This window comes from Nocardioides baculatus (assembly GCF_016735675.1).
GTDB classification, from domain to species: domain Bacteria; phylum Actinomycetota; class Actinomycetes; order Propionibacteriales; family Nocardioidaceae; genus Nocardioides; species Nocardioides baculatus.
Genome location: NZ_JAERSG010000003.1, coordinates 384,779 through 406,058, shown reverse-complemented (window position 1 = coordinate 406,058; position 21,280 = coordinate 384,779). Strand labels below are relative to the sequence as shown.

General features: G+C 71.4%; 27 protein-coding genes. 19 read left to right on the top strand and 8 right to left on the bottom strand.

Features of this window, described 5'->3' with window-relative positions; all coding sequences use genetic code 11:
- Nucleotide 1 precedes the first annotated feature (1 nt).
- Nucleotides 2–739, bottom strand: coding sequence for a YqjF family protein (locus JI751_RS11670; protein ID WP_307814136.1), 738 nt, complete (start codon nt 737–739; stop codon nt 2–4).
- A 44-nt stretch (nt 740–783) separates the two neighbouring features.
- On the opposite strand from JI751_RS11670, the gene JI751_RS11665 reads away from it, so the two are divergent.
- On the top strand, nt 784–1,077 hold the full coding sequence (locus JI751_RS11665) for a virulence factor (RefSeq protein WP_201936370.1): 294 nt from the start codon (nt 784–786) through the stop codon (nt 1,075–1,077).
- Nucleotides 1,074–1,967 (top strand): homocysteine S-methyltransferase family protein, encoded by an 894-nt coding sequence (locus tag JI751_RS11660; RefSeq protein WP_201936368.1) that lies wholly within the window; start codon nt 1,074–1,076, stop codon nt 1,965–1,967. Before JI751_RS11665 ends, JI751_RS11660 begins: the two co-directional genes overlap by 4 nt.
- Before the next feature lie 13 nt (nt 1,968–1,980).
- On the opposite strand, the gene JI751_RS11655 is transcribed toward JI751_RS11660, so the two are convergent.
- A complete protein-coding gene (locus JI751_RS11655; protein ID WP_201936364.1) occupies nt 1,981–2,883 on the bottom strand; it encodes an NAD-dependent epimerase/dehydratase family protein in 903 nt (300 codons plus the stop codon).
- A 68-nt stretch (nt 2,884–2,951) separates the two neighbouring features.
- On the opposite strand from JI751_RS11655, the gene JI751_RS11650 reads away from it, so the two are divergent.
- From JI751_RS11650 to JI751_RS11630, 5 genes are read left to right on the top strand one after another with little or no spacing between them, the layout of a single operon-like run.
- Nucleotides 2,952–4,106, top strand: coding sequence for a PQQ-dependent sugar dehydrogenase (locus tag JI751_RS11650; RefSeq protein ID WP_201936362.1), 1,155 nt, complete (start codon nt 2,952–2,954; stop codon nt 4,104–4,106).
- Between the two features lie 44 nt (nt 4,107–4,150).
- On the top strand, nt 4,151–5,077 hold the full coding sequence (locus JI751_RS11645) for an ABC transporter ATP-binding protein (protein WP_443678520.1): 927 nt from the start codon (nt 4,151–4,153) through the stop codon (nt 5,075–5,077).
- Nucleotides 5,077–5,901 (top strand): ABC transporter permease, encoded by an 825-nt coding sequence (locus JI751_RS11640; RefSeq protein ID WP_236666071.1) that lies wholly within the window; start codon nt 5,077–5,079, stop codon nt 5,899–5,901. The genes JI751_RS11645 and JI751_RS11640 overlap by 1 nt, the downstream gene beginning before the upstream one ends.
- A complete protein-coding gene (locus tag JI751_RS11635; RefSeq protein ID WP_201936360.1) occupies nt 5,901–6,707 on the top strand; it encodes an ABC transporter permease in 807 nt (268 codons plus the stop codon). The genes JI751_RS11640 and JI751_RS11635 overlap by 1 nt, the downstream gene beginning before the upstream one ends.
- A gap of 44 nt (nt 6,708–6,751) precedes the next feature.
- Nucleotides 6,752–8,368 (top strand): AMP-binding protein, encoded by a 1,617-nt coding sequence (locus JI751_RS11630; protein WP_201936358.1) that lies wholly within the window; start codon nt 6,752–6,754, stop codon nt 8,366–8,368.
- 13 nt (nt 8,369–8,381) lie between these two features.
- Here JI751_RS11630 and JI751_RS11625 read toward each other — a convergent pair whose 3' ends face one another.
- Nucleotides 8,382–8,861 carry a GNAT family N-acetyltransferase gene (locus JI751_RS11625; RefSeq protein WP_201936357.1) on the bottom strand — a complete coding sequence of 160 codons (480 nt, stop codon included), beginning with the start codon at nt 8,859–8,861 and terminating at the stop codon, nt 8,382–8,384.
- Between the two features lie 43 nt (nt 8,862–8,904).
- On the opposite strand from JI751_RS11625, the gene JI751_RS11620 reads away from it, so the two are divergent.
- From JI751_RS11620 to JI751_RS11565, 12 genes are all read left to right on the top strand, one after another.
- Complete coding sequence (locus JI751_RS11620; RefSeq protein WP_201936356.1) at nt 8,905–9,426, top strand: DinB family protein; 522 nt, start codon at nt 8,905–8,907, stop codon at nt 9,424–9,426.
- A complete protein-coding gene (locus tag JI751_RS11615) occupies nt 9,423–10,046 on the top strand; it encodes a class I SAM-dependent methyltransferase (protein ID WP_201936355.1) in 624 nt (207 codons plus the stop codon). Before JI751_RS11620 ends, JI751_RS11615 begins: the two co-directional genes overlap by 4 nt.
- Complete coding sequence (locus tag JI751_RS11610; RefSeq protein ID WP_201936354.1) at nt 10,043–10,237, top strand: DUF3046 domain-containing protein; 195 nt, start codon at nt 10,043–10,045, stop codon at nt 10,235–10,237. Before JI751_RS11615 ends, JI751_RS11610 begins: the two co-directional genes overlap by 4 nt.
- A complete protein-coding gene (locus JI751_RS11605) occupies nt 10,234–11,496 on the top strand; it encodes an MFS transporter (protein WP_201936353.1) in 1,263 nt (420 codons plus the stop codon). Before JI751_RS11610 ends, JI751_RS11605 begins: the two co-directional genes overlap by 4 nt.
- Nucleotides 11,497–11,699: 203 nt before the next feature.
- On the top strand, nt 11,700–12,752 hold the full coding sequence (gene recA / locus JI751_RS11600) for a recombinase RecA (protein WP_090970510.1): 1,053 nt from the start codon (nt 11,700–11,702) through the stop codon (nt 12,750–12,752).
- Nucleotides 12,752–13,474 carry a regulatory protein RecX gene (locus JI751_RS11595; RefSeq protein WP_201936352.1) on the top strand — a complete coding sequence of 241 codons (723 nt, stop codon included), beginning with the start codon at nt 12,752–12,754 and terminating at the stop codon, nt 13,472–13,474. Before recA ends, JI751_RS11595 begins: the two co-directional genes overlap by 1 nt.
- Nucleotides 13,475–13,519: 45 nt before the next feature.
- Nucleotides 13,520–14,008, top strand: coding sequence for a phosphoribosyltransferase (locus tag JI751_RS11590; protein ID WP_201936351.1), 489 nt, complete (start codon nt 13,520–13,522; stop codon nt 14,006–14,008).
- On the top strand, nt 13,992–14,720 hold the full coding sequence (locus JI751_RS11585; protein ID WP_201936350.1) for a GNAT family N-acetyltransferase: 729 nt from the start codon (nt 13,992–13,994) through the stop codon (nt 14,718–14,720). Before JI751_RS11590 ends, JI751_RS11585 begins: the two co-directional genes overlap by 17 nt.
- A gap of 31 nt (nt 14,721–14,751) precedes the next feature.
- The gene (locus JI751_RS11580; protein ID WP_201936349.1) at nt 14,752–15,606 is read left to right on the top strand and encodes a PPK2 family polyphosphate kinase; all 855 of its coding nucleotides are present in this window, start codon (nt 14,752–14,754) and stop codon (nt 15,604–15,606) included.
- Nucleotides 15,603–16,394 carry a HipA family kinase gene (locus JI751_RS11575; RefSeq protein ID WP_201936348.1) on the top strand — a complete coding sequence of 264 codons (792 nt, stop codon included), beginning with the start codon at nt 15,603–15,605 and terminating at the stop codon, nt 16,392–16,394. Before JI751_RS11580 ends, JI751_RS11575 begins: the two co-directional genes overlap by 4 nt.
- On the top strand, nt 16,391–16,768 hold the full coding sequence (locus JI751_RS11570) for a DUF3037 domain-containing protein (RefSeq protein ID WP_201936346.1): 378 nt from the start codon (nt 16,391–16,393) through the stop codon (nt 16,766–16,768). Before JI751_RS11575 ends, JI751_RS11570 begins: the two co-directional genes overlap by 4 nt.
- A gap of 4 nt (nt 16,769–16,772) precedes the next feature.
- The gene (locus tag JI751_RS11565) at nt 16,773–17,465 is read left to right on the top strand and encodes a DNA alkylation repair protein (protein ID WP_201936345.1); all 693 of its coding nucleotides are present in this window, start codon (nt 16,773–16,775) and stop codon (nt 17,463–17,465) included.
- Between the two features lie 14 nt (nt 17,466–17,479).
- Here JI751_RS11565 and JI751_RS11560 read toward each other — a convergent pair whose 3' ends face one another.
- From JI751_RS11560 to JI751_RS22065, 5 genes are all read right to left on the bottom strand, one after another.
- Nucleotides 17,480–18,223 (bottom strand): sirohydrochlorin chelatase, encoded by a 744-nt coding sequence (locus tag JI751_RS11560; RefSeq protein ID WP_201936343.1) that lies wholly within the window; start codon nt 18,221–18,223, stop codon nt 17,480–17,482.
- A 156-nt stretch (nt 18,224–18,379) separates the two neighbouring features.
- Nucleotides 18,380–19,123, bottom strand: coding sequence for a phosphoadenylyl-sulfate reductase (locus JI751_RS11555; RefSeq protein ID WP_201936342.1), 744 nt, complete (start codon nt 19,121–19,123; stop codon nt 18,380–18,382).
- Nucleotides 19,120–19,275: a hypothetical protein gene (locus JI751_RS11550; protein WP_201936341.1), complete on the bottom strand. Its 156-nt coding sequence runs from the start codon at nt 19,273–19,275 to the stop codon at nt 19,120–19,122. Before JI751_RS11550 ends, JI751_RS11555 begins: the two co-directional genes overlap by 4 nt.
- Entirely contained in the window at nt 19,275–20,987 is a 1,713-nt protein-coding gene (locus tag JI751_RS11545) for a nitrite/sulfite reductase (RefSeq protein WP_201936340.1), read from the bottom strand. Before JI751_RS11545 ends, JI751_RS11550 begins: the two co-directional genes overlap by 1 nt.
- A 74-nt stretch (nt 20,988–21,061) precedes the next feature.
- Complete coding sequence (locus JI751_RS22065; RefSeq protein ID WP_372440565.1) at nt 21,062–21,151, bottom strand: putative leader peptide; 90 nt, start codon at nt 21,149–21,151, stop codon at nt 21,062–21,064.
- Nucleotides 21,152–21,280 lie beyond the last annotated feature (129 nt).

Here is a 21,280-nt window from a genome sequence, read left to right as displayed (position 1 = left end):
CTCACCGTGGGCGGCGAGCGTCCACAGGGAACCCGAAGTCGGTGTGCACCCCGGGACTGAAACCGACGTGGTCAGGGGCGCGGTCGGCGAGGCCGGGGAGCCCGACCGACGCCATCAGCCCGTCCTCGAGCGCCACGACCTCCGCGTCGTGCACCGGCCACGGCTCGTGGTGGTTGGGGACGTAGAGCGTGCGGCCGCCCCACCGCGTGTGCAGGCCCCAGCGGGCGCTCAGGAAGTGGTCGAGCTCGGTGGGCTCGCGGGCAGCGCCGGGGCGTACGACGACGTGGCTCGACGCACGCGTGCCCGGCCAGCGCAGTCGCGCGTCGTACGTGTGCTCGCCTCCCGCCGATCGGTGCCGCATCCGCGCCCAGCGGTAGGGAACGCCGAATCCCGCGCGGGCGCCGGCGACGACGAGCGCCCGGTCGGTGTCGAGGCTCAGGAAGACGATGCCGCGGCGACCGGTGTCGTCGACGGAGTAGAGGCGCACGTTGGTCTCCAGGAACGTCCCGGCCCAGGGGATGCCCGGACCGCGACCGAAACCGGCGTCCACCATGCGGAAGGGGATGAGACCGACGTAGGTGCGGCCCTCGAGCACGTCGGGGCGCACGCCCGCAGGCATCCGGTCCGCGACCAGGGCCGGATCGACCGCCCAGTGCAGGAAGGTGACGTCTCGCCAGTCCTGGCTCATCAGCACGCGACCCCGCAGCTGCGGGGCTTCGGGAGACACCGGCTCGATCACTGGACAAGCGTAGGCACGCGGGCCTCGCCGCCTAGGCTCGTGCCATGACGGAGTTCCAGGTGACGCGGTGGCGCGAGCTGCCGTCGATGGTCGCGGCCCGGTCGGGCGACGAGACCGCGAAGGTGCAGCTCGCCGCGAGGTTCCAGGAGGCGATCGACGAGGCCGCGATGCGGCTCGGCGACACCGGTGCGACCGACTACCTGGAGGGCTGGGAGCGCTCGCCGTGGGCCGAGGCCGACGGCTCGCCGGCCGAGGTGCTCGACCGCGTGGCCGCCGAGCTCGACCGCGAGTGGCCGGCCGAGCGGATCGCCGGCTACCTCGACGGGCTGACCTCGTGAACCGCCTCGCCGCGCTCCTCGGCGACCACCGGCCGGTGCTCCTCGACGGCGCCATGGGCACCCTCCTCCAGGACAGCGGACTCGAGGACGGCCACCCCGGCGAGCTCTGGAACCTGGAGAACCAGGACGCGGTCCGCGCCGCGCACACGGCGTACGCCGACGCGGGCTCGCGCGTGCTCACCACCAACACCTTCGGCGGCACCCGTCCCCGTCTCGACATGCACGGCCTCGGCGACCGGCTCGCCGAGGTGAACCGCAACGCCGCCCGGATCGCGCGCTCCGTCGCCGACGGACGGGGCCTGCTCGTGGCCGGCGACCTCGGACCGACCGGCGAGCTGATGGCGCCGCTCGGGACCCTGACCCCGGAGGAGACCCAGGCCCTCTTCGCCGAGCAGGTCGTGGCCCTGGTCGAGGGCGGCATCGACCTCGTCCTCGTCGAGACGCTCAGCGACCTCGCCGAGGCGGACGCCGCGCTCGCCGCGGCCCGCGAGGTGGCGCCCGACCTCCCGATCGTCGTCACGATGAGCTTCGACACCAACCTCCGCACGATGATGGGGGTGCGGCCCGGCGACGCCGTGACCCACCTCGCGGCAGCCGGTGCCGACGCGGTCGGCGCCAACTGCGGTCGCGGTCCCGAGGAGATGGAGGTCATCGCCGCCGAGATGGTGGCCGCGCGGCCCGACGGCCTGCTGTTGGTCGCCCAGTCCAACGCCGGTCTCCCGCAGGTGGTGGGCGACCACTTCGAGTACGACGCCAGCGCGGAGGACATGGCGGCCCACGCGACGCGGCTCGCCGACCTCGGCATCGACCTCGTCGGCGGGTGCTGCGGGTCGACGCCCGGTCACGTCGCGGCCATCGCCGCTGCGCTCGGGCAGGCCGGGGTGCGCTGACCCCGGCCGTGGCTCAGGCGTCGCGGCGCGGGTCGTCGAGCACGTCGCGCCAGGAGTGCTGCGGGTCGAAGCCGACCAGCTCGCGGGCCTTGTCGATGGCGAAGAACGTCTCGTCGCGTCCCATCTCCCGCCGCACCTCGACCCCGTCGTAGAACCGCTCGATGACCTCGTCGGTCGTCGCGGCCACCGACATGTCGGGGTTGGCGACGTTGAACACCTCGAAGCCCAGGCCGTCGGTCTCCAGGCAGCGCTGGATCATGTGCCCGAGGTCGCGGACGTCGATGTAGGCGAAGATGTTGCGGCGACGCAGCGCCGGGTCGGCGAGGAAGTCGGGGAACATCTCGGCGTACTCGTGGGGCTCGATGACGTTGTTGATGCGCAGGCCGTAGATGTCGGCGCCGGAGCGCGCGTGGAACGACCGCGCCGTCACCTCGCCCGCCACCTTGGACATGGCGTAGGAGTCCTCCGGGACGGTCGGGTGCTCCTCGTCGACGGGCACGTAGAGCGGCTTGCGCTCGCCCTGCGCGAAGCAGATGCCGTAGGTCGTCTCGGACGAGGCGAAGACGACCTTCGGGATGCCGAGGCGGGTCGCCGCCTCGAGGACGTGGTAGGTGCTGAGGACGTTGATCGCGTAGGTCGCGGAGTCCGCCTGCTTGAGGATCGCCGGGATCGCGGCGAGGTGCACGACGGCGTCGTAGGTCGGCTTCTCGGGCAGGTCGAGCTCGTCGAACGTCGCCAGCCCGGCGAGCGCGGAGTAGACCTCGCCGGCGTCGGTGAGGTCGACCCGGAGGTCGTTGACGTCGGGGTGGTCGAGGGGTACGAGGTCGGCGTTGGTGACCTGGTGGCCCTGCTCGGCGAGGTAGGGGGCGACGTGCCGGCCGGCCTTGCCGCTGCCGCCGGTGAGGAAGATGCGCATGCCTCCTTCCTACCGGGCGCCTCCCAGATCGCGGCCGACGGGTTGGCGCCGTCGCGCACCATGGAGCCATGAAGTCCGCGTCGCTCCTGCTCGCCGGCGTCGTCGCCGCGCTGACGGCCGGGTGCGCCGACAGTGCTTCCTCAGGGGCGCTCGGCCCCGCGACCGGCGCAGGGGACCGGGACTGGCCGTTCGAGGTCGAGGAGCTCGACCGCTTCGACGAGCCGTGGGCGATGGCGTTCCTGCCCGACGGCGACCTGCTGGTGACCGAGCGGAGCGGGGTGCTCCACCTTCGCGACTCGGACAGCGGGGAGCGCGTGGAGGTCGCCGGAGTGCCGGAGGTGGTCGACAGCGGGCAGGCCGGCCTGGGCGACGTGCTGCCGGGACCGACGTACGACGAGGACGGCACCGTCTACCTCAGCTGGGCCGAGGAGGGCGACGGCGGCATCGGGGCGGTGGTCGGCCGGGCCACGCTCGTCACGGACGACGGTGCTCCGCGTCTCGACGGTCTCGAGGTGATCTGGCGCCAGACGCCGAAGACCAGTGGTGACGGCCACCTGAGCCACCGGCTGGCGTTCTCCCCGGACGGCGAGCACCTGTTCGTCTCCTCCGGCGAACGCCAGCAGGGCGAGCCCGCGCAGGACACCTCCAACACCCTCGGCACGATCGTGCGGCTGACGCCCGACGGCGAGCCTGCGCCGGGCAACCCGCTGGCGGACGAGGGCGGGGTCACCGCGGAGATCTGGACGTGGGGCCACCGCAACCCGCTCGGCCTGGAGTTCACTCCCGACGGGGCGCTGTGGTCCTCCGAGATGGGTCCCGAGGGAGGCGACGAGCTCAACCTCGTCGAGGCGGGCTCCAACTACGGCTGGCCCGAGGTGTCCAACGGCAGCGACTACGGCGGCGGCGAGATCCCCGACCACGCCGAGGGCGACGGGTTCGCGGCACCGGTGACGTCGTGGAACCCGAGCATCTCGCCCGGCAGCCTGATGATCTACGGCGGCGACCTCTTCGCCGACTGGGAGGGCGACGCGTTCCTCGGAGCGCTGTCCGGCGAGGCGCTGGTGAGGGTCGACCTCGACGGCACGACCGCCGGCGGGTCCGAGGTCTTCGACCTGGGCGAGCGGATCCGCGCGGTCGAGGAGGGTCCCGACGGCGCGATCTGGCTGCTGGAGGACGAGGGCGCCGGGCGTCTCCTGCGGCTGACGCCGGCGAGCGATGGCTGAAGAAGTTCGCCGGTTGTCGTCAGGCTGATCTAGGGTCATCGGCTGTGACGCAATCCATGATCTCGGCGCGCGGACTGCGGAAGTCCTTCGGGGACTTCGAGGCGGTGAAGGGCATCGACGTCGACGTCCGCAAGGGCGAGGCGTTCGGCTTCCTCGGTCCCAACGGTGCCGGCAAGTCGAGCACGATGCGGATGATCGCCTCGGTCAGCCCCGTGACCTCGGGTGAGCTGCGGATCCTCGGCATGGACCCGGCCACCGACGGCCCCGCGATCCGCGGCCGGCTGGGCGTCTGCCCCCAGGAGGACACGCTCGACAACGAGCTCAACGTCTTCGACAACCTCTACATCTACGGCCGCTACTTCGGGATCGACCGCGCCACCTGCCGCGACCGGGCCAACGAGCTGCTCGAGTTCGCCCAGATCACCGAGAAGGCGAAGTCCAAGGTCGAGGACCTGTCCGGCGGCATGAAGCGTCGCCTGACGATCGCCCGCAGCCTGATCAACAACCCCGACCTGCTGCTGCTCGACGAGCCGACGACGGGCCTCGACCCGCAGGCGCGGCACGTGCTGTGGGACCAGCTCTTCCGTCTCAAGCAGGCGGGCGTGACCCTCGTGATCACCACCCACTACATGGACGAGGCCGAGCAGCTGTGCGACCGCCTCGTGGTGATGGACAAGGGCGTGATCGCCGCCGAGGGCTCGCCGCGCGAGCTGATCGAGGCCCACTCGACCCGTGAGGTCGCCGAGCTGCGCTTCGGCGTCGGCGAGCACGAGGCGCTCGCCGAGAAGGTCGAGGACCTCGGCGACCGCGTCGAGGTGTTGCCCGACCGGCTGCTCGTCTACAGCGACCGGGGCGAGGACGTCGTCACCGCCGTCATCGACCGCGGCCTGCAGCCCATCGCGACGCTCGTACGCCGCTCGACGCTCGAGGACGTGTTCCTGCGCCTCACCGGCCGGAGCCTGGCCGACTGATGGCGACCGCCACGACGCAGTCGACGCGACCCACCGGCACCCTCTCCGCGTGGGAGGGGATGGCCCGCCAGTACGACTACTGGCTGACCGTCTACAAGCGCACCTGGCGCGGGGGAGTGATCGGCTCCTTCGCTGCCCCGCTGTTCTACGTCGTCGCGATGGGCGTGCTGCTCGGCGGCTTCATCGACGGCGACCCCAGCAGGCTCGAGGGGGCGACCTCCTACCTCGCCTTCATCGTCCCCGGCCTGGTCGCGGCGCACGCGATGCAGATCGCGGTCAGCGAGTCGACGTACCCCGTCATGGGCGCCATCAAGTGGCACAAGACCTTCTTCGCCCAGCTCGCGACACCGCTGGCGGTGCGTGACCTGGTCAACGCCTTCATCGCCTTCGTCGTCTTCCGCATCGCCTCCGCCTGCGCGGTCTTCATGCTCGTGCTGGCGCCCTTCGGGGTCTTCGAGAGCTGGTGGGGTCCGGTGCTCGCCTGGCTCGCACAGGTACTCGTCGGGACCGCCTTCGCACTGCTGACCTTCGGTGTCTCCGCGAGGCTGAAGTCCGAGGAGGGCTTCGGGCTGATCTTCCGGCTCGGGGTGCTGCCGCTGACCCTCTTCTCGGGTGCGTTCTTCCCGATCGCCAACCTCGGGCCGGTGCTCGAGTGGGTCGCGCGGCTGACGCCGCTGTGGCACGGCGTCTCGCTGTCGCGGATGTTCTGCCTCGACACCGTCGACTGGTCGCTCGCCGCCGTCAACCTGGCGGTGCTGGTCGTCCTCAGCCTGGTCGGGTGGCGCTGGGCCGTCACGGGCCTCGACAAGCGACTGGAGGTCTGATGGCCGCTCTCGACCAGGTCGCGATCCCCGCGCCGATGACTCCGGTGCACGCCACACGGCTGCTCGTGCTGCGCAACTTCATCGTCTACAAGTCCGCGTGGAAGCTCTTCCTCACGGGCTTCCTCGAGCCCGTGCTCTACCTCTTCTCGATCGGCGTCGGCGTCGGCCAGCTCATCGACAGCTTCGAGTTCCACGGCGAGCAGGTGTCCTACGCCGCGTTCGTCGCGCCGGCGATGCTGGCCACGTCGGCCTTCAACGGCGCGCTGCTCGACTCGACGTTCAACGTGTTCTTCAAGCTGAAGTACGAAAAGCTCTACGACCAGATGCTCGCGACGCCGCTGACGACCGGTGACATCGCGCGCGGCGAGATCGCCTGGGGCCTGATCCGCGGCTCGGTCTACTCCGCGGCCTTCCTCGTCGTGATGCTCGCGATGGGGCTCGTCGAGTCGTGGTGGGCGGTCCTCGCGCTGCCCGCGGCGATCCTGATCGCGTTCGCCTTCTCGGCCGTCTGCATGGCGCTGACGACGTGGATGAAGTCCTGGCAGGACTTCGACAAGATCACCCTCGCCCAGATGCCGCTCTTCCTCTTCTCGGCGACCTTCTTCCCGGTCGAGGCCTTCGGCGACAGCGTCCTGCGGTGGGTCGTCGAGGCCACCCCGCTCTACCGCGGCGTCGTGCTGTGCCGCGAGCTCACCACCGGCGTGGTCACGTGGGAGTCCGCGGTGTCGGTCGTCTACCTCGTGGTGATGGGCGTCATCGGTCTCATGGTCGTGCGCCGTCGCCTCGACAAGCTCCTGCTCACCTGACCAACCTGTAGCCAACGCGCCCGGCGCCGTCCTAGGTTGCCCGGATGGACTCCTACGCACAGGGCGAGACCACACCGGCGCTGCTGGAGGAGACGATCGGGGCCAACCTCGAGCGGACGGTGGCGGCGTACGCCGACCGCGAGGCGCTGGTGGAGTGTGCGAGCGGTCGTCGGTGGACCTGGGCCGAGCTCGACCGCGACGTCGACGCCGTCGCCCGCGGCCTGATCGGCGCGGGGATCGACAAGGGCGACCGGGTCGGGATCTGGGGTCCCAACAGCGCCGAGTGGACGCTCGTCCAGCTCGCGACCGCGAAGGTCGGCGCGGTGCTGGTCAACGTCAACCCGTCCTACCGCACCCACGAGCTCGCCTACGTCGTCAACCAGAGCGGCATGCGGATGCTGGTCAGCGCGACGTCGTTCAGGACCAGCGACTACCGCGCGATGATCGAGGAGACGGCCGACCAGAGCGACGCCCTCGAGCGGGTCGTCCACCTCGACGACGAGCACAGCTGGGCCGGGCTCCTGGCCGACGGGTCGGGGGTCTCGGACGACGACCTCCGCCGGCGATCTGCGTCGCTCGACCCGCATGACCCGATCAACATCCAGTACACCTCGGGGACGACGGGCTTCCCGAAGGGCGCGACCCTCAGCCACCGCAACATCCTCAACAACGGCTACCTCGTCGGCGAGGCGTGCCGCTACAGCGAGGAGGACCGGGTGTGCATCCCGGTGCCCTTCTACCACTGCTTCGGGATGGTCATGGGCAACCTCGCGTGCACCAGCCACGGCGCCACGATGGTGATCCCGGCCGCCGGCTTCGATCCCGCGCTGACCCTGCGCGCGGTGTCCGACGAGCGGTGCACGTCGCTCTACGGCGTGCCGACGATGTTCATCGCCGAGTGGGCGCTGCCCGACCTGACGTCGTACGACCTGGGCAGCGTGCGGACCGGCATCATGGCGGGCTCGCCGTGCCCCGAGGAGATGATGAAGAAGCTCATCGACGCCGGGATCGACGAGATGACGATCGCCTACGGCATGACGGAGACGTCGCCGGTGTCGACGCAGACCCGCACCGACGACTCGCTCGAGCGCAAGGTCGGCACGGTCGGCCGGGTCGCGCCGCACCTCGAGATCAAGATCATCGACCCGGTCAGCGGCGACACCCTGCCGCGCGGCGAGGCCGGGGAGTTCTGCACCCGCGGCTACTCGGTGATGCTCGGCTACTGGGACGACGAGGAGAAGACCGCCGAGGCGGTCGACGCCGACGGCTGGATGCACACCGGGGACCTCGGTGTGATGGATGACGAGGGCTACGTCCGGATCACCGGCCGGATCAAGGACATGGTGATCCGCGGCGGCGAGAACATCTACCCGCGCGAGATCGAGGAGTTCCTCTACACGCACCCCGACGTCGAGGACGTGCAGGTCGTCGGCGTCCCGGACGCGAAGTACGGCGAGGAGCTGTGCGCGTGGCTGCGGATGCGTCCGGGCACCGAGCCGCTCGACACGGCTGCCGTGCGGGCGTACGCCGACGGCAGGCTCGCGCACTACAAGATCCCGCGCTACGTGATGGTCGTCGAGGAGTTCCCGATGACGGTCACCGGCAAGGTGCGCAAGGTCGAGATGCGCGAGGTCTCGACGCGCGAGCTCGGGCTGGCCTGACCCTCGACCTGGCTCAGTCCAGCACCCGCGAGTACCACGCCAGGTCGATCCACCGGTCGAACTTGCGGCCCACCTGGCGCATCACGCCCACCTGCTCGAAACCGCACGCCTCGTGCAGGCGTTGGCTCGCCGGGTTGGGGAGGGCGACGCCGGCCACGACCGCGTGCACCCCGTCCGAGCGCAGCAACGCCAGCAGGGCGTCGTACATCCGCCGGCCCGCGCCGAGGCCCTGGTGGCCGGGCGCGACGTAGACCGTCGTCTCCCTCGTGTGGCGATAGGCCGGCTTGGGCCGGTAGGGCGCCGAGGAGACCCAGCCGACCACGATCCCCTCGTCCTCGGCGACGAGGAAGTGGTCGTCGCCGGCGAGCTTGTCCTCCCAGAACTCCATCGGGCGCGGCTCGTGGTCGAACGTCGCGTGGCCTTCGCGCGCCTCGCGCCCGTAGATCTCGGCGACCGCGGGCAGGTCGGCGGGAAGAGCGCGGCGGATGTCCATTCCACGCATTGTCCCCGCAGCCGTGACTGGTTGGATGACCGGCATGGGCATCACTCCGGACACCAAGGACTGGACCTGGGTCCTCGAGCGGTCGTGCGGCGAGTGCGGCTTCGACCCGACGGCGCAGGGGCTCGCCGACCTGCCGCGGCTGGTCCACGACACCGCGATGACCTGGTCGCAGGTGCTCGCGCGCCGTGACGTCGGCGAGCGACCGGCGTCGGACGTGTGGTCGCCGCTGGAGTACGGCTGCCACGTCCGCGACGTGCACGTCCTGTTCGCGCAGCGGCTGCGACTGATGCTCGACGAGGACGGGCCGACCTTCGCCAACTGGGACCAGGACGCCACGGCCGTCGAGAGCGACTACGCCGGGCAGGACGCCGCCACCGTCGCCGTCGAGCTGATCGAGGCCGCGGGCACCGTCGCCGGCATCTACGCCACCGTCACCGACGAGACGTCGGACCGGCCGGGCCTCCGCTCCAACGGCGACCGGTTCACCGTCGAGACCCTCGGGAGCTACCACCTCCACGACGTCGTCCACCACCTCCACGACGTGGGCGCCGTATGAGGGACGACGACACCGTCCGCGCCTACGACCTCGACGCGGCGGCGTACGTCGCCAACGGGCCGGTGCTGCCCGACTCGGTCCGCGCCGACATCGAGGCGTTCGTCGACCTCCTCGGCCCGGGTGCACGGGTGCTGGAGATCGGGTCCGGCGGCGGACGGGACGCGCGGCTGATGGAGTCGCTGGGCCTGCGCGTGCGGCGTACGGACGTCACCCCCGGCTTCGTCGAGCTGCTCCGCTCGCAGGGCGAGGCGTGCGACCTCCTCGACCCGCTCGTGGACGACCTGTCCTCGCCGGAGGGTCCGTGCGACGCGGTGTGGGCCAACGCCTCGCTGCTGCACGTGCGGCGCGACGACCTGCCGACCGTCCTGGCCCGGCTGGCCGAGGTGACGCGTCCCGGCGGGGTGCTGCGCGTCTCGCTCAAGGAGGGCGACGGTGAGGGCTGGTCGACCCACGGCTCGATCCGCAACCCGCGGCACTTCACCTACTGGCAGGCGCCGGCGCTGCACACCACGGTGGTCTCCTCGGGGTGGTCGGAGGTGTCCGTGCGGTCGGGGGTCGCGGGCTCGCGCGGGGAGACCTGGCTCGAGCTGTCGGCGGTCCGTGATGGGGTGTCCCCGTGAGGCACACCGAGTTCTGGGCGCGGCTCGACGACGTCCTCGGCCGCAGCTACTCCCGCACGTGGGCCGAGCTGACCGTCGTGCGCGACCTCGACGGCCGGACGACCCGGGAGGCGCTCGACGCCGGCATGCCTCCCAAGGAGGTCTGGGCGGCGGTGCGCCGCCAGCTCGAGCTCCCGGACAGCGAGCGGTGACCGGCCCCGTCACGCTGGCGGCCGACCTCGACCTCGAGGCGGTGCAGCGCCACACCGTCCGCACGCTGCTGGTGTCCCAGGCCGTCGGAGCGGTGGGCGTCACGATCGGGGTGACCACCTCCTCGTTGCTCGCCCGCGACATCTCCGGCAGCGACACACTGGCCGGGCTCGCACAGACCTGCCAGGTGCTCGGCACCGCGGCAGCGGCCTACGGACTGGCGCGGGTGATGCGACGACGCGGTCGCCGGGTCGGCCTGGTCACCGGCTACCTGGTCGGAGCGTCGGGCGCGGTGCTCGCGGTGGTCGCCGGCGTCCTGGGCTCGATGGTGGTCCTGCTGCTCGGCTCGCTGCTGCTGGGCGCGACCACGGCGGTCAACACCGGCTCGCGCTACGCCGCGACCGACCTCGCGACGGAGGCGCACCGCGCGCGGGCGCTGTCGCTCGTCGTGTGGGCGAGCACGATCGGAGCCGTGGCCGGTCCCAACCTGATCGGCGTCGGTGGCTCTGCGGGACGGGCCATCGGCATCCCGGAGCTGACCGGCGGGTTCGCCATCGGTGCCGTCGTCCTGGTCGTCACCGCCGGCTGGGTGTGGGTGCGGCTGCGTCCCGATCCGTTGCTCGTGGCCCAGGCCGCGGCCGGGGTCACACCGACCACGGGCGTCCAGGCGCGCGGAGGGTCGTGGGCGCGCTTCGTCGACGTGGTGCGCGCGGTGCCGGCCGTCGGGGCCGCCGTGGTGGGCATGGCGTGCGCCCACGCGGCGATGGTGACCGTGATGATCATGACCCCGCTCCACATGGAGCACGGCGGCGCGCACCTCGAGGTCATCGGCTTCGTCATCTCGATCCACGTGCTCGGCATGTTCGCCTTCTCGCCGGTCGTCGGCTGGGCGGCCGACCGGTTCGGTCGCAGCCCCGTCCTCGTCGCGGGCGGGGTGCTGCTGCTGGTGGCGCTCTCGCTGTGCGCCGTCTCGCCCGAAGGCACGTCGTGGGAGATCACGTCCGGTCTCTTCCTGCTCGGCCTCGGCTGGTCGTTCGCCACCGTGGCCGCCTCGACCGTCATCGCCGACCGGACCCCGATCTCGGCGCGTACGGACGTCCAGGGCACCTCCGACATGGCCATGGCGCTCACCGCCGCCGGCGGAGGAGCACTGGCCGGGGTGATCGTGGGCTGGCTGGGCTACTCCGCGCTGTCGGTCGTCGCCGAGCTCCTGGCGTTGTCCGTGGTGGCCGCCGGTGTGCTCGTCCGGGTGCGCGACTGAGCCGCTCCGGCTCGCCGCAACACGCCTGCGACACGCCGCGTCCGAACGCTACATCGAACACCTGTTCGGGCTACTGTGCGTCCACAGGTACGACGCCGGGCGAGGTTGTCCACAGCATCGGACGGTCCTGATCAGGGACTGTCAGTGGCTCGCCCTAGCGTCGCAGACGTACCGACACAACGACGAGAGAACGGGACACAGCAATGGCTGGAGCAGACCGCGAGAAGGCCCTCGACGCCGCCCTCGCACAGGTGGAGAAGCAGTTCGGCAAGGGCTCGGTCATGCGACTGGGCGACGAGACGCGTGCCCCGCTCGAGGTGATCCCCACCGGGTCGATCGCCCTCGACGTGGCCCTCGGCCTGGGCGGCCTGCCGCGCGGCCGGGTCGTCGAGATCTACGGTCCGGAGTCCTCCGGAAAGACGACGGTCGCCCTCCACGCGGTGGCCAGCGCCCAGGCGGCCGGCGGCATCGTCGCCTTCATCGACGCCGAGCACGCGCTCGACCCCGACTACGCGAAGAACCTCGGCGTCGACACCGACGCCCTCCTGGTCTCCCAGCCCGACTCCGGTGAGCAGGCGCTCGAGATCGCCGACATGCTGATCCGCTCCGGCGCGCTGTCGCTGATCGTCATCGACTCCGTCGCGGCGCTCGTGCCCCGTGCCGAGATCGAGGGCGAGATGGGCGACAGCCACGTCGGCCTCCAGGCCCGCCTGATGAGCCAGGCGCTCCGCAAGATGACCGGTGCCCTCAACAACTCCGGCACCACGGCCATCTTCATCAACCAGCTGCGCGAGAAGATCGGCGTGATGTTCGGCTCGCCCGAGACCACCACCGGTGGTCGCGCGCTGAAGTTCTACTCCTCGGTGCGCCTCGACGTGCGCCGCATCGAGACGCTCAAGGACGGCACCGACATGGTCGGCAACCGCACCCGCGTCAAGGTCGTCAAGAACAAGGTGGCCCCGCCGTTCAAGCAGGCGGAGTTCGACATCATGTACGGCAAGGGCATCAGCCGCGAGGGCGGCCTGATCGACGTCGGTGTCGAGGCAGGCATCATCCGCAAGGCCGGCGCCTGGTACACCTACGAGGGCGACCAGCTCGGCCAGGGCAAGGAGAACTCCCGCAACTTCCTCAAGGACAACCCCGACCTCGCCAACGAGATCGAGAAGCTGATCCTGGAGAAGCTCGGCGTCACTCCCGCCGTCGACAAGCCCGCCGACGACCTGAGCGACGAGCCCATCGGGGTCAACGACTTCTGATGTCGGAGTCGCGCCCGGCCCCCGACTGGGCCGGTGACGTCAGCCTCGGCGTGAAGGCGTGGGTGGGGGAGACCCCATCCACGCCCCACGCGGTGGCACCGACCTCGGATGCGCCACGCGAGCGTCGTGGCAAGAAGCGCGGCGGTCGGGGTCGCTCGAAGACCTTCGCCGAGCGGGCCGAGGCCCGGGAGGCGCGGCAGGCCGCCGCGGCGGCCGAGGTCGAGGCCGATCCCGAAGGTGTCGCCCGGACGATCGTGCTCGACTCGCTGACCGGCCAGGCGCGCACCCGCAAGGAGCTCGCCGACAAGCTGGCCAAGCGCGAGGTGCCCGAGGAGGTCGCCGCCGAGCTGCTCGACCGGTTCACCGAGGTCGGGCTGATCGACGACTCGGCCTACGCCCGCCAGTGGGTGGAGAGCCGGCACCGCAGTCGCGGGCTCGCACCCCGCGCGCTGGCGCAGGAGCTGCGCCGCAAGGGCATCGGCGACGAGGAGGCCAAGGAGGCGCTCGAGCAGATCGACGAGGACGACCAGAGGGCCGCCGCCCGTGCGCTGGTCGACAAGAAGATGCGCTCGATGGCGAGCCTCGACCGCCAGGTCGCGACCCGGCGGCTCGCCGGGATGCTGGCCCGCAAGGGCTACGCCGCCGGGCTGGCGTTCTCGGTGGTCCGGGAGGCGCTCGGCGAGCAGGACGAGGAGCTCGACGAGCCGCACCCCGACTTCTGAACCGCCCCCTTCCGGCCCGACACCGACCTCTGGTGGGATGGGCACGTGAGCAGCGAGCGCGAGGTCCTGACCTACGAGATGTTCGGCACCGCCACCCGGGAGCTGGCCCAGGAGGTGGCGGACTCCGGGTTCGCGCCAGACATGATCCTGTCGATCGCACGCGGCGGGCTGGCCCTCGGGATGGGCCTCGGCTACGCCCTCGGCGTGAAGAACCTGTCGGTCATCAACGTGGAGTTCTACACCGGCGTCGACCAGCGCCTCGACGTGCCGATCATGCTGCCGCCCACACCGGCCCGCGTGGACCTGTCCGGGCTCACGGTCCTGATCGCCGACGACGTGGCCGACACCGGACGGACGCTCGAGCTCGTCCACCAGTTCTGCGAGGGTCACGTGCTCGAGGCCCGCACCGTGGTGATCTACGAGAAGCCGCAGTCGGTGATCAAGCCCGACTACGCCTGGCGCCGCACGGAGCAGTGGATCGACTTTCCGTGGTCCGTCCTGCCGCCGGTCGTCCCGGGTGCCCTCGCGCACTGAGGGGGCCGACCCCGTCCCGGTCGTCGTACGCCATGGGGGGCGCGAGCTGACCGGCGCCGCGCGGCCGGGGGAGTCCTGGGCGGCTGCGGCCGCGCGGGTCGCGGAAGCGGTGCCGGGGGATCCCGTCGCCGAGGACCTGTCGGGCGAGGTGAAGCGGTTCGTCGTGGAGCCCGATCAACGGATCGTCCTGCGCTCCATGGCCCGCGGCGACCTACCGATCCTCGGCCGGTGGCTCCGCGAGGACCACGTGCGGCGCTGGTGGGGGAACGACGGGAACCCGGGCGACGAGCAGGTCGTTGCCAGGTACGGACCTCGGGTCGACGGCACCACTCCCACGCGGATGTGGGTCGCCGACGTCAACGGGTACTCCGTCGGGTTCGTGCAGGACTACCGGATCCGTGACTACCCCGACGTCGCGCTGCTCACGCCAGACCCCGATGCGATCGGGCTGGACTACGTGGTCGGGGAGCCGGCGTGGGTCGGCCGCGGTCTCGGGGCGCGCATCCTGTGGACCTGGATGGTGCGTGCGCGGCAGCGCTTCCCGGACGCCTCGGCGTACTTCGCGGCCCCCGACCACGCCAACGCCGCGTCCTTGCGGATCCTCGACAAGGTTGGATTCGCGCGCGGCACCTGGTTCGACGAGCCGCAGCGTGACGGCACGACGGCGACGGTGATCGGCTGCACCCTCGACGTACGCCGCGTGCTGGGCTGATCACTGCGTGTGCGTGGGCCATGATGTGCCCATGACGTCCTCCGCGATCGCCAACGCCCTCCGCCTGCCGCCGGGCCCGGTCGACCTGACCGCCATCGAGACCGACGCGGCCCCGGGCTTCGACGGGAAGAAGACCGACGGCAAGGCAGCGCTCTACGCGATGGGCGGCGAGCTCGCCGACCTCCAGGAACGGCTGTGGGCCGAGCGGACGATCGACAGCGAGCGTCGCGTGCTGCTGGTGCTCCAGGGGATGGACACGAGCGGCAAGGGCGGCGTGCTGCGCCACACGATCGGGCTCGTCGACCCGCAGGGGGTGCGGATCACCAGCTTCAAGGCGCCGACCGACGAGGAGCGGTCGCACGACTTCCTGTGGCGCATCGAGAAGGGCCTCCCGCCGGCCGGCTACATCGGCGTCTTCGACCGCTCGCACTACGAGGACGTCCTGATCGCCAAGGTCCGGGGCTTCGCCGAGCCCGAGGAGATCGAGCGCCGCTACGGCGCGATCAACGAGTTCGAGGCGCGACTGGTCGCCGAGGGCTACTCGATCATCAAGTGCATGCTCCACATCAGCGCCGACGAGCAGAAGGCCCGCCTCGGGGAGCGGCTCGCCAACCCGGACAAGCACTGGAAGTACAACCCCGGTGACCTCGACGAGCGCGCGTTCTGGCCGAAGTACCGCGAGGCGTACGAAGTCGTGCTCGAGCGGACCAGCACGCAGGTGGCGCCGTGGCACGTGATCCCGTCCGACAAGAAGTGGTACCGCAACCTCGCGGTCGCCCAGCTGCTCCTCGACACCCTGCGCGGGCTCGACCTGCAGTGGCCGAAGGCCGACTTCGACGTCGCGGCCGAGACGAGCCGGCTCGCCGAGGAGTCCCCGGTCCAGTGAGCCCCGCCGGACTCCCACGCGTCACCGTCACGCGCTACGTCACCCCGCTGCGCGAGGGCGGCAGCCTGCCCGGCATCGTCGAGGGTGACGACCTCGGGACCTACGTCTGCAAGTTCCGCGGCGCCGGCCAGGGCGCCAAGGTGCTCGTCGCCGAGGTCATCGTCAGTGGCCTGGCCACCCGCCTCGGGCTGCGCACGCCCCGGCTCGTGGAGCTCGACCTCGATCCCGAGCTCGCCCGCTACGAGGCCGACGAGGAGGTCCAGGACCTGCTCAACGCCAGCGTCGGCGCCAACCTCGGCATCGACTTCCTGCCCGGCTCGTTCGGCGTCGACGGCCAGGTGAGCACCCCCGACGACGAGGGCGCCCGCGTCCTGTGGCTCGACGCCTTCACCGCCAACGTCGACCGGTCGTGGCGCAACCCCAACCTCCTGGTCTGGCACGGTGACCTCTGGGTGATCGACCACGGCGCCTCGCTCTACTTCCACCACGGGTGGGCGGGCGGCGTCACCGACCCCGCGCGGTTCGCCGTCCAGCCGTGGGACCCCAGCGGCCACGTCTTCGAGACCTGCGCCGGTCGGGCGCAGGAGCTGGACGACGAGATCTCGGCGTCCCTGGGCCGCGACGTCCTCACCGAGGTCGTCGCCGAGGTGCCCGACGTGTGGCTCGAGGCAGTGCCCGGCGCCGACGGTGCCGATCAGCTGGGGCCGGACGCGCTACGAGCGGCGTACGTCGACTTCCTGGTCGCCCGCCTCGGCACCCGCCAGTGGCTCCCGGACGGTGCCCGATGAGGCAGGCCTACCAGTACGTCGTGCTGCGCTGCGTGCCGCGACCTGACCGCGAGGAGTTCCTCAACGTCGGCGTGGTCCTGCACTGCCAGGCCGCCGACTTCCTCGACGTCGTGTGCCACGTCGATGCCGACCGGCTGCGCGCGCTCCACCCCGGGATCGACGTCGACCAGGTGCGCGAGGCGCTGTCCTTCGTCGAGCTCGTGTGCCGCGGCGACGCGCGCGCCGGCGAGGCGGCGCGCCAGCCCCTCGGCCAGCGGTTCGGCTTCCTCAAGGCGCCGCGCAGCACCGTCCTCCAGCCCGGGCCGGTGCACGGCGGGGTGACGGAGGACCCGGCCCGCCAGCTCGAGCACCTCCGCGAGCGCCTGGTGGGCTGAGCCGGTGACCTACGTCGGCGCCGTCCGCGCCGCCCTCGCCGAGGTCGGCGACCCTGTCCGGGCCGCGCAGCAGCGCGCGTACATGAAGTCCGACCTGCCCTACGCCGGGCTGACCGCTCCCGAGCTGCGGTCGATCCTCGGGCCCCTGCTGGGCGAGCACCGCTTCGCCGACCGCGCCCAGTGGGAGGCCGCGGCGCTGGAGCTCTTCGAGGACGCCACCCACCGGGAGGAGTGGTACGCCGCGGTCGCCCTGCTGCGGCACCGCGGCTACCGGCAATGGCTCGACCCCGACCTGCTCCCGCTGCTCGAGGAGCTGGTCCGCCTCGGCGCCTGGTGGGACGTCGTCGACGAGATCGCGTCACACCTGGTCGGCCAGGTGCTGCTCGACCACCGGGTTGCGGTCACGCCGCTGATGGATGCCTGGTCGGTCGACCCGGACAGCCTGTGGGTGCGCAGGACCGCGATGCTCGCGCAGCTGCGGCACGCGGAGGCCACCGACACCGACCTGCTCGAGCGGGTGCTCGTCGCCAACCTCGACGACACGGCCTACGGCCGCGAGTTCTTCGTCCGCAAGGCCCTCGGCTGGGCGCTGCGCCAGCACTCCCGGACGGATTCCGCGAGGGTCCGCCGCTTCGTCTCGACCCACGCCGACCGGCTGAGCGGCCTGTCCCGCCGCGAGGCCCTCAAGCACCTCTGACGAACGTCAGGTGCTCAGACGGGGACGAGCTCGACCGCTCCGACGGCGTAGCGGGCGAGGATCGCGCGGGCCACCGCCGGGTGGGCGCCCAGCGGGTCGGAGACCGCCACCGCGCCGGCCTCGAGGGCCAGCTCGGCGGCCCGGTCGGGCAGCCGGCCGGGCGCGAGGAAGAACGACGCGACGGCGATGTGCCGCTTGCCCTCCGCGCGGAGGGCGCGGACGGCCTCGCCGGTGGCGGGCGGCGTCGCCGAGGCGAACGCCGCGGTGACCGGGAGGCGGTGGCGGGCGGCCCAGGTGCGGGCGATGCGGGCGACCGACTGGTTGGCGAGCGGGTCCGACGAGCCGGCGGCGGCCAGGACGAGGGCGTCGAGCTCGCGGACGCGGGCGGCCTTCAGCGCGTCGCGGAGGCGGACGTCGAGCACCTCGAGGAAGGCGGCCTCCATCCCGAGGATCCGGCTGGCCTGGATCCGGAGGCCCTCGTGGCGCGCCATCGCGGAGGCGATCACCTCGGGCACGTCGACCTTGGCGTGGTAGGCCTCGGTGAGCAGGAGGGGGACGACGACGATCTCGTCGAAGCCGGCCTTGACCAGGCGGTCGACGACCGTGTCGAACGACGGCTTGGCGAGGTCAAGAAACGCCGTCTCGACGCGGAGGTCGGGGCGCATCGCCTTAACCTCGGCGACGAGCGCCTTGATCGTCTGGGCCGAGCGGGGGTCGCGGCTTCCGTGAGCCAGGGCAACCAGAGCAGGAGCAGCCATCAGGGGTGCCTCCGATTGTGAGTGGTGGTGCGGTGCAACAGGGTGGGTGCGACGGCGTTGTCGCGAGCCATACGGGCGGGGATCTTCTTGGGGGTCGGGGTCCCCGCGGCGTTGTTCGGGGGAGCGAAGCGAAGGAGAAGAACGTCGTGGGGTGGCTCAGGCATGGATGCCGCACTCGGTCTTCGAGGTGCCGGCCCATCGGCCGCTGCGGGGGTCGTCCCCGGGTGCGACGCGGCGGGTGCACGGCCAGCAGCCGATGCTCGGGTAGCCGTCGTGGACGAGCGGGTTGACCAGCACGCCGTTGTCGACGATGTAGGCCTCGACCTGCTCGTCGGTCCAGCGGGCGAGGGGGGAGACCTTGACCTTGCCCTTGCGCGCGTCCCAGCCGACGACCGGCGCGATCACCCGGTTGTGGGTCTCGGCGCGGCGCAGGCCGGTCGCCCAGGCGTCGTACTCGGCGAGCGTGTCGGCGAGCGGCTTCACCTTGCGCAGCGCGCAGCAGAGGTCGGGGTCGGTCTTGTAGAGGTCCTTGCCGTACTGCGCGTCCTGCTCGGCAACGGTCAGCGACGTGCTGACGGTGCGCAGGTTGACCGGCAGCGTCGCCTCGACGGCGTCGCGGGTGCCGATGGTCTCGACGAAGTGGTAGCCGGTGTCGAGGAAGACGACGTCGATGCCCGGCGCGACCTTGGAGGCCAGGTGCGCGAGCACGGCGTCGCCCATCGACGAGGTGATCGCGAACCGGTCGCCGAAGGTGGCGACGGCCCACTCGATGATCACCTCGGCGGGAGCGAGCTCGAGCTCGGCGCCGACGTGGGAGACGAGCTCGCGCAGCTCCTCCGGCGTACGGCCGGCGGTGTGCGTGCCCTTGAAGTCGCGGGCGGCCTGCGTGGAGGCGCTCATGCAGCACCCCCGCCGGGCCGGATCATCCCGGTCATCTTGACGGTGAAGCTGCGCAGGCACGAACGGCACTCCCAGGCACCCGCACCCTCCTGGGGGAACAGGTTCTCGTCCCCGCAGTAGGGGCAGTGGAAGGGCTGCGCGCGCTCGGACATCAGACCGCCACCGGCTCCCCGCGCAGCAGGGCCTCGTCGGCGCGTGCCACCCAGGCGGCGAAGCGCTCGCCGTCGGTTCGGTCGGCGAGGTAGGCCGAGACGACCGCCGAGACGTAGTCGTCGAGGCCGGCGCTGGTGACCTTGTGCGCGCGCAGCTTGCGCCCGAAGGTCGCTCCCAGCGCGAGCCCACCGCCGAGGTGGACCTGGAAGCCCTCGACCTGGTTGCCGTGCTCGTCCATGACGAGCTGGCCCTTGAGGCCGATGTCGGCAACCTGGGTCCGGGCGCAGGCGTTGGGGCAGCCGTTGACGTTGACCGTGATGTCGGTGTCGAGGTCGGGGAAGCGCTTCTCGAGCTCGGTCACCAAGCGGCGGGCGCGCTCCTTGGTGTCGACGATGGCGAGCTTGCAGAACTCGATGCCGGTGCAGGCCATCGTCGAGCGCCGCCAGTTGCTGGGCCGCGCGGTGAGGCCGATCGTCTCGAGGTCGTCGGCGAAGGCGGCGGTGTCCTCGGCCTTCACGCCGATCACCACCAGCTTCTGGTACGCCGTCAGGCGCGCGCCGCGGGCACCGTACGTGTCGACGAGGTCGCCGAGCGCGGTCAGCGTGGTGCCGTCGATGCGGCCGACGACGGGCGCGGCGCCGACGTAGAAACGGCCGTCCTTCTGCTCGTGGATGCCGATGTGGTCGCCCTGTGAGACCGGTGCCTCGGGGGAGGGGTTGTCGACGAGCGCGCGGTGGAGGTACTCGTTCTCGAGGACCTCGCGGAACTTCTCCTTGCCCCAGTCGGCGAGCAGGAACTTGAGCCGCGCCTTGGAGCGGAGCCGGCGGTAGCCGTAGTCGCGGAAGATCCCGGCGACGCCCTCCCAGGCGTCGGCCACCTCGTCGAGCGGGATCCACACGCCGAGCTGGTGGGCCAGCATCGGGTTGGTCGACAGCCCGCCGCCGACCCAGAGGTCGAATCCGGGGCCGTGCTCCGGGTGGACCGTCCCGACGAACGACACGTCGTTGACCTCGGGCGCCACGTCGTGGCTGGGGTGGCCGGTCAGCGCAGTCTTGAACTTGCGCGGCAGGTTGGAGAAGTCGGGGTTGCCGAGCACCCGGCGCTTGATCTCCTCGAGCGCCTCGGTGCCGTCGATGATCTCGTCCTTGGCGATGCCGGCGACGGGGGAGCCGAGGAAGGGGCGCGGGCTGTCGCCGCACGCCTCGAGTGTGGTGAGGCCGACGGCCTCGAGCCGCTCCCAGATCGCCGGGACGCTCTCGATCTCGATCCAGTGGTACTGGATGTTGTTGCGGTCGGTGATGTCCGCGGTGTTGCGGGCGTACGCGGTCGACAGCTCGCCGAGCGCCCGCAGGGCGTCACCGTCGAGGACCTGGCCGTCGGTGCGGACGCGCATCATGAAGAAGCGGTCGTCGAGCTCCTCCTCCTCGAGCTGCGCGGTCTTGCCGCCGTCGAAGCCGGGCGCGCGCTGCGTGTAGAGGCCCATCCAGCGGAATCGGCCCCGCAGGTCCGCCGGGTCGATCGAGTCGAAGCCGCGGCGCGAGTAGGTGTGGAGGATGCGGTCCCGGACGTGCAGCGGGTCGTCGTCCTTCTTGGACTGCTCGTTCTTGTTCAGAGGCTCGGTGTAGCCGAGCGCCCACTGACCCTCCGCGCGCTTGGGGCGCGGGATCTCGGTGTTCTGGGCAGCCGTGGGCTTGAACCGGAGGTCGGGCATGATCAGGAAATTCCTGTTCGCTGAGGAGTGCCGCGCGCGACGTTGAGCGCGGAGGGGGACTACGGGGCGGCGATTCAGCGATGCCAACAGGTCGCGCTGCCCACGCGCATGAGGTCGACGTGACGTCGAACCACCAAGTGCGTGTGGGTGGAAGCGGTGACCATGTCAAGAAGTCTCAGGGAGTGGACGCCCATTCCACAAGGCGAAATCTCGTATCGTGGGACTGGTCTCCACCATGTGAGATGGACATCGGCCGGCAGGCGTGGCCAGAACCCCTGCTGCGGTCCAGGTCA

What these genes read in the sequence shown, in the direction of transcription:
- JI751_RS11635 (WP_201936360.1), top strand. Translation starts at nt 5,901, where the DNA reads ATGGCCGCTCTCGACCAGGTCGCGATCCCCGCGCCGATGACTCCGGTG.
- JI751_RS11640 (WP_236666071.1), top strand. Translation starts at nt 5,077, where the DNA reads ATGGCGACCGCCACGACGCAGTCGACGCGACCCACCGGCACCCTCTCC.
- JI751_RS11625 (WP_201936357.1), bottom strand. Translation starts at nt 8,861, where the DNA reads ATGGACATCCGCCGCGCTCTTCCCGCCGACCTGCCCGCGGTCGCCGAG.
- JI751_RS11630 (WP_201936358.1), top strand. Translation starts at nt 6,752, where the DNA reads ATGGACTCCTACGCACAGGGCGAGACCACACCGGCGCTGCTGGAGGAG.
- JI751_RS11555 (WP_201936342.1), bottom strand. Translation starts at nt 19,123, where the DNA reads ATGAGCGCCTCCACGCAGGCCGCCCGCGACTTCAAGGGCACGCACACC.
- JI751_RS11550 (WP_201936341.1), bottom strand. Translation starts at nt 19,275, where the DNA reads ATGTCCGAGCGCGCGCAGCCCTTCCACTGCCCCTACTGCGGGGACGAG.
- JI751_RS11650 (WP_201936362.1), top strand. Translation starts at nt 2,952, where the DNA reads ATGAAGTCCGCGTCGCTCCTGCTCGCCGGCGTCGTCGCCGCGCTGACG.
- JI751_RS11580 (WP_201936349.1), top strand. Translation starts at nt 14,752, where the DNA reads ATGACGTCCTCCGCGATCGCCAACGCCCTCCGCCTGCCGCCGGGCCCG.
- JI751_RS11620 (WP_201936356.1), top strand. Translation starts at nt 8,905, where the DNA reads ATGGGCATCACTCCGGACACCAAGGACTGGACCTGGGTCCTCGAGCGG.
- JI751_RS11615 (WP_201936355.1), top strand. Translation starts at nt 9,423, where the DNA reads ATGAGGGACGACGACACCGTCCGCGCCTACGACCTCGACGCGGCGGCG.
- JI751_RS11560 (WP_201936343.1), bottom strand. Translation starts at nt 18,223, where the DNA reads ATGGCTGCTCCTGCTCTGGTTGCCCTGGCTCACGGAAGCCGCGACCCC.
- JI751_RS11570 (WP_201936346.1), top strand. Translation starts at nt 16,391, where the DNA reads ATGAGGCAGGCCTACCAGTACGTCGTGCTGCGCTGCGTGCCGCGACCT.
- JI751_RS11595 (WP_201936352.1), top strand. Translation starts at nt 12,752, where the DNA reads ATGTCGGAGTCGCGCCCGGCCCCCGACTGGGCCGGTGACGTCAGCCTC.
- recA (WP_090970510.1), top strand. Translation starts at nt 11,700, where the DNA reads ATGGCTGGAGCAGACCGCGAGAAGGCCCTCGACGCCGCCCTCGCACAG.
- JI751_RS11665 (WP_201936370.1), top strand. Translation starts at nt 784, where the DNA reads ATGACGGAGTTCCAGGTGACGCGGTGGCGCGAGCTGCCGTCGATGGTC.
- JI751_RS11655 (WP_201936364.1), bottom strand. Translation starts at nt 2,883, where the DNA reads ATGCGCATCTTCCTCACCGGCGGCAGCGGCAAGGCCGGCCGGCACGTC.
- JI751_RS22065 (WP_372440565.1), bottom strand. Translation starts at nt 21,151, where the DNA reads ATGGTCACCGCTTCCACCCACACGCACTTGGTGGTTCGACGTCACGTC.
- JI751_RS11545 (WP_201936340.1), bottom strand. Translation starts at nt 20,987, where the DNA reads ATGCCCGACCTCCGGTTCAAGCCCACGGCTGCCCAGAACACCGAGATC.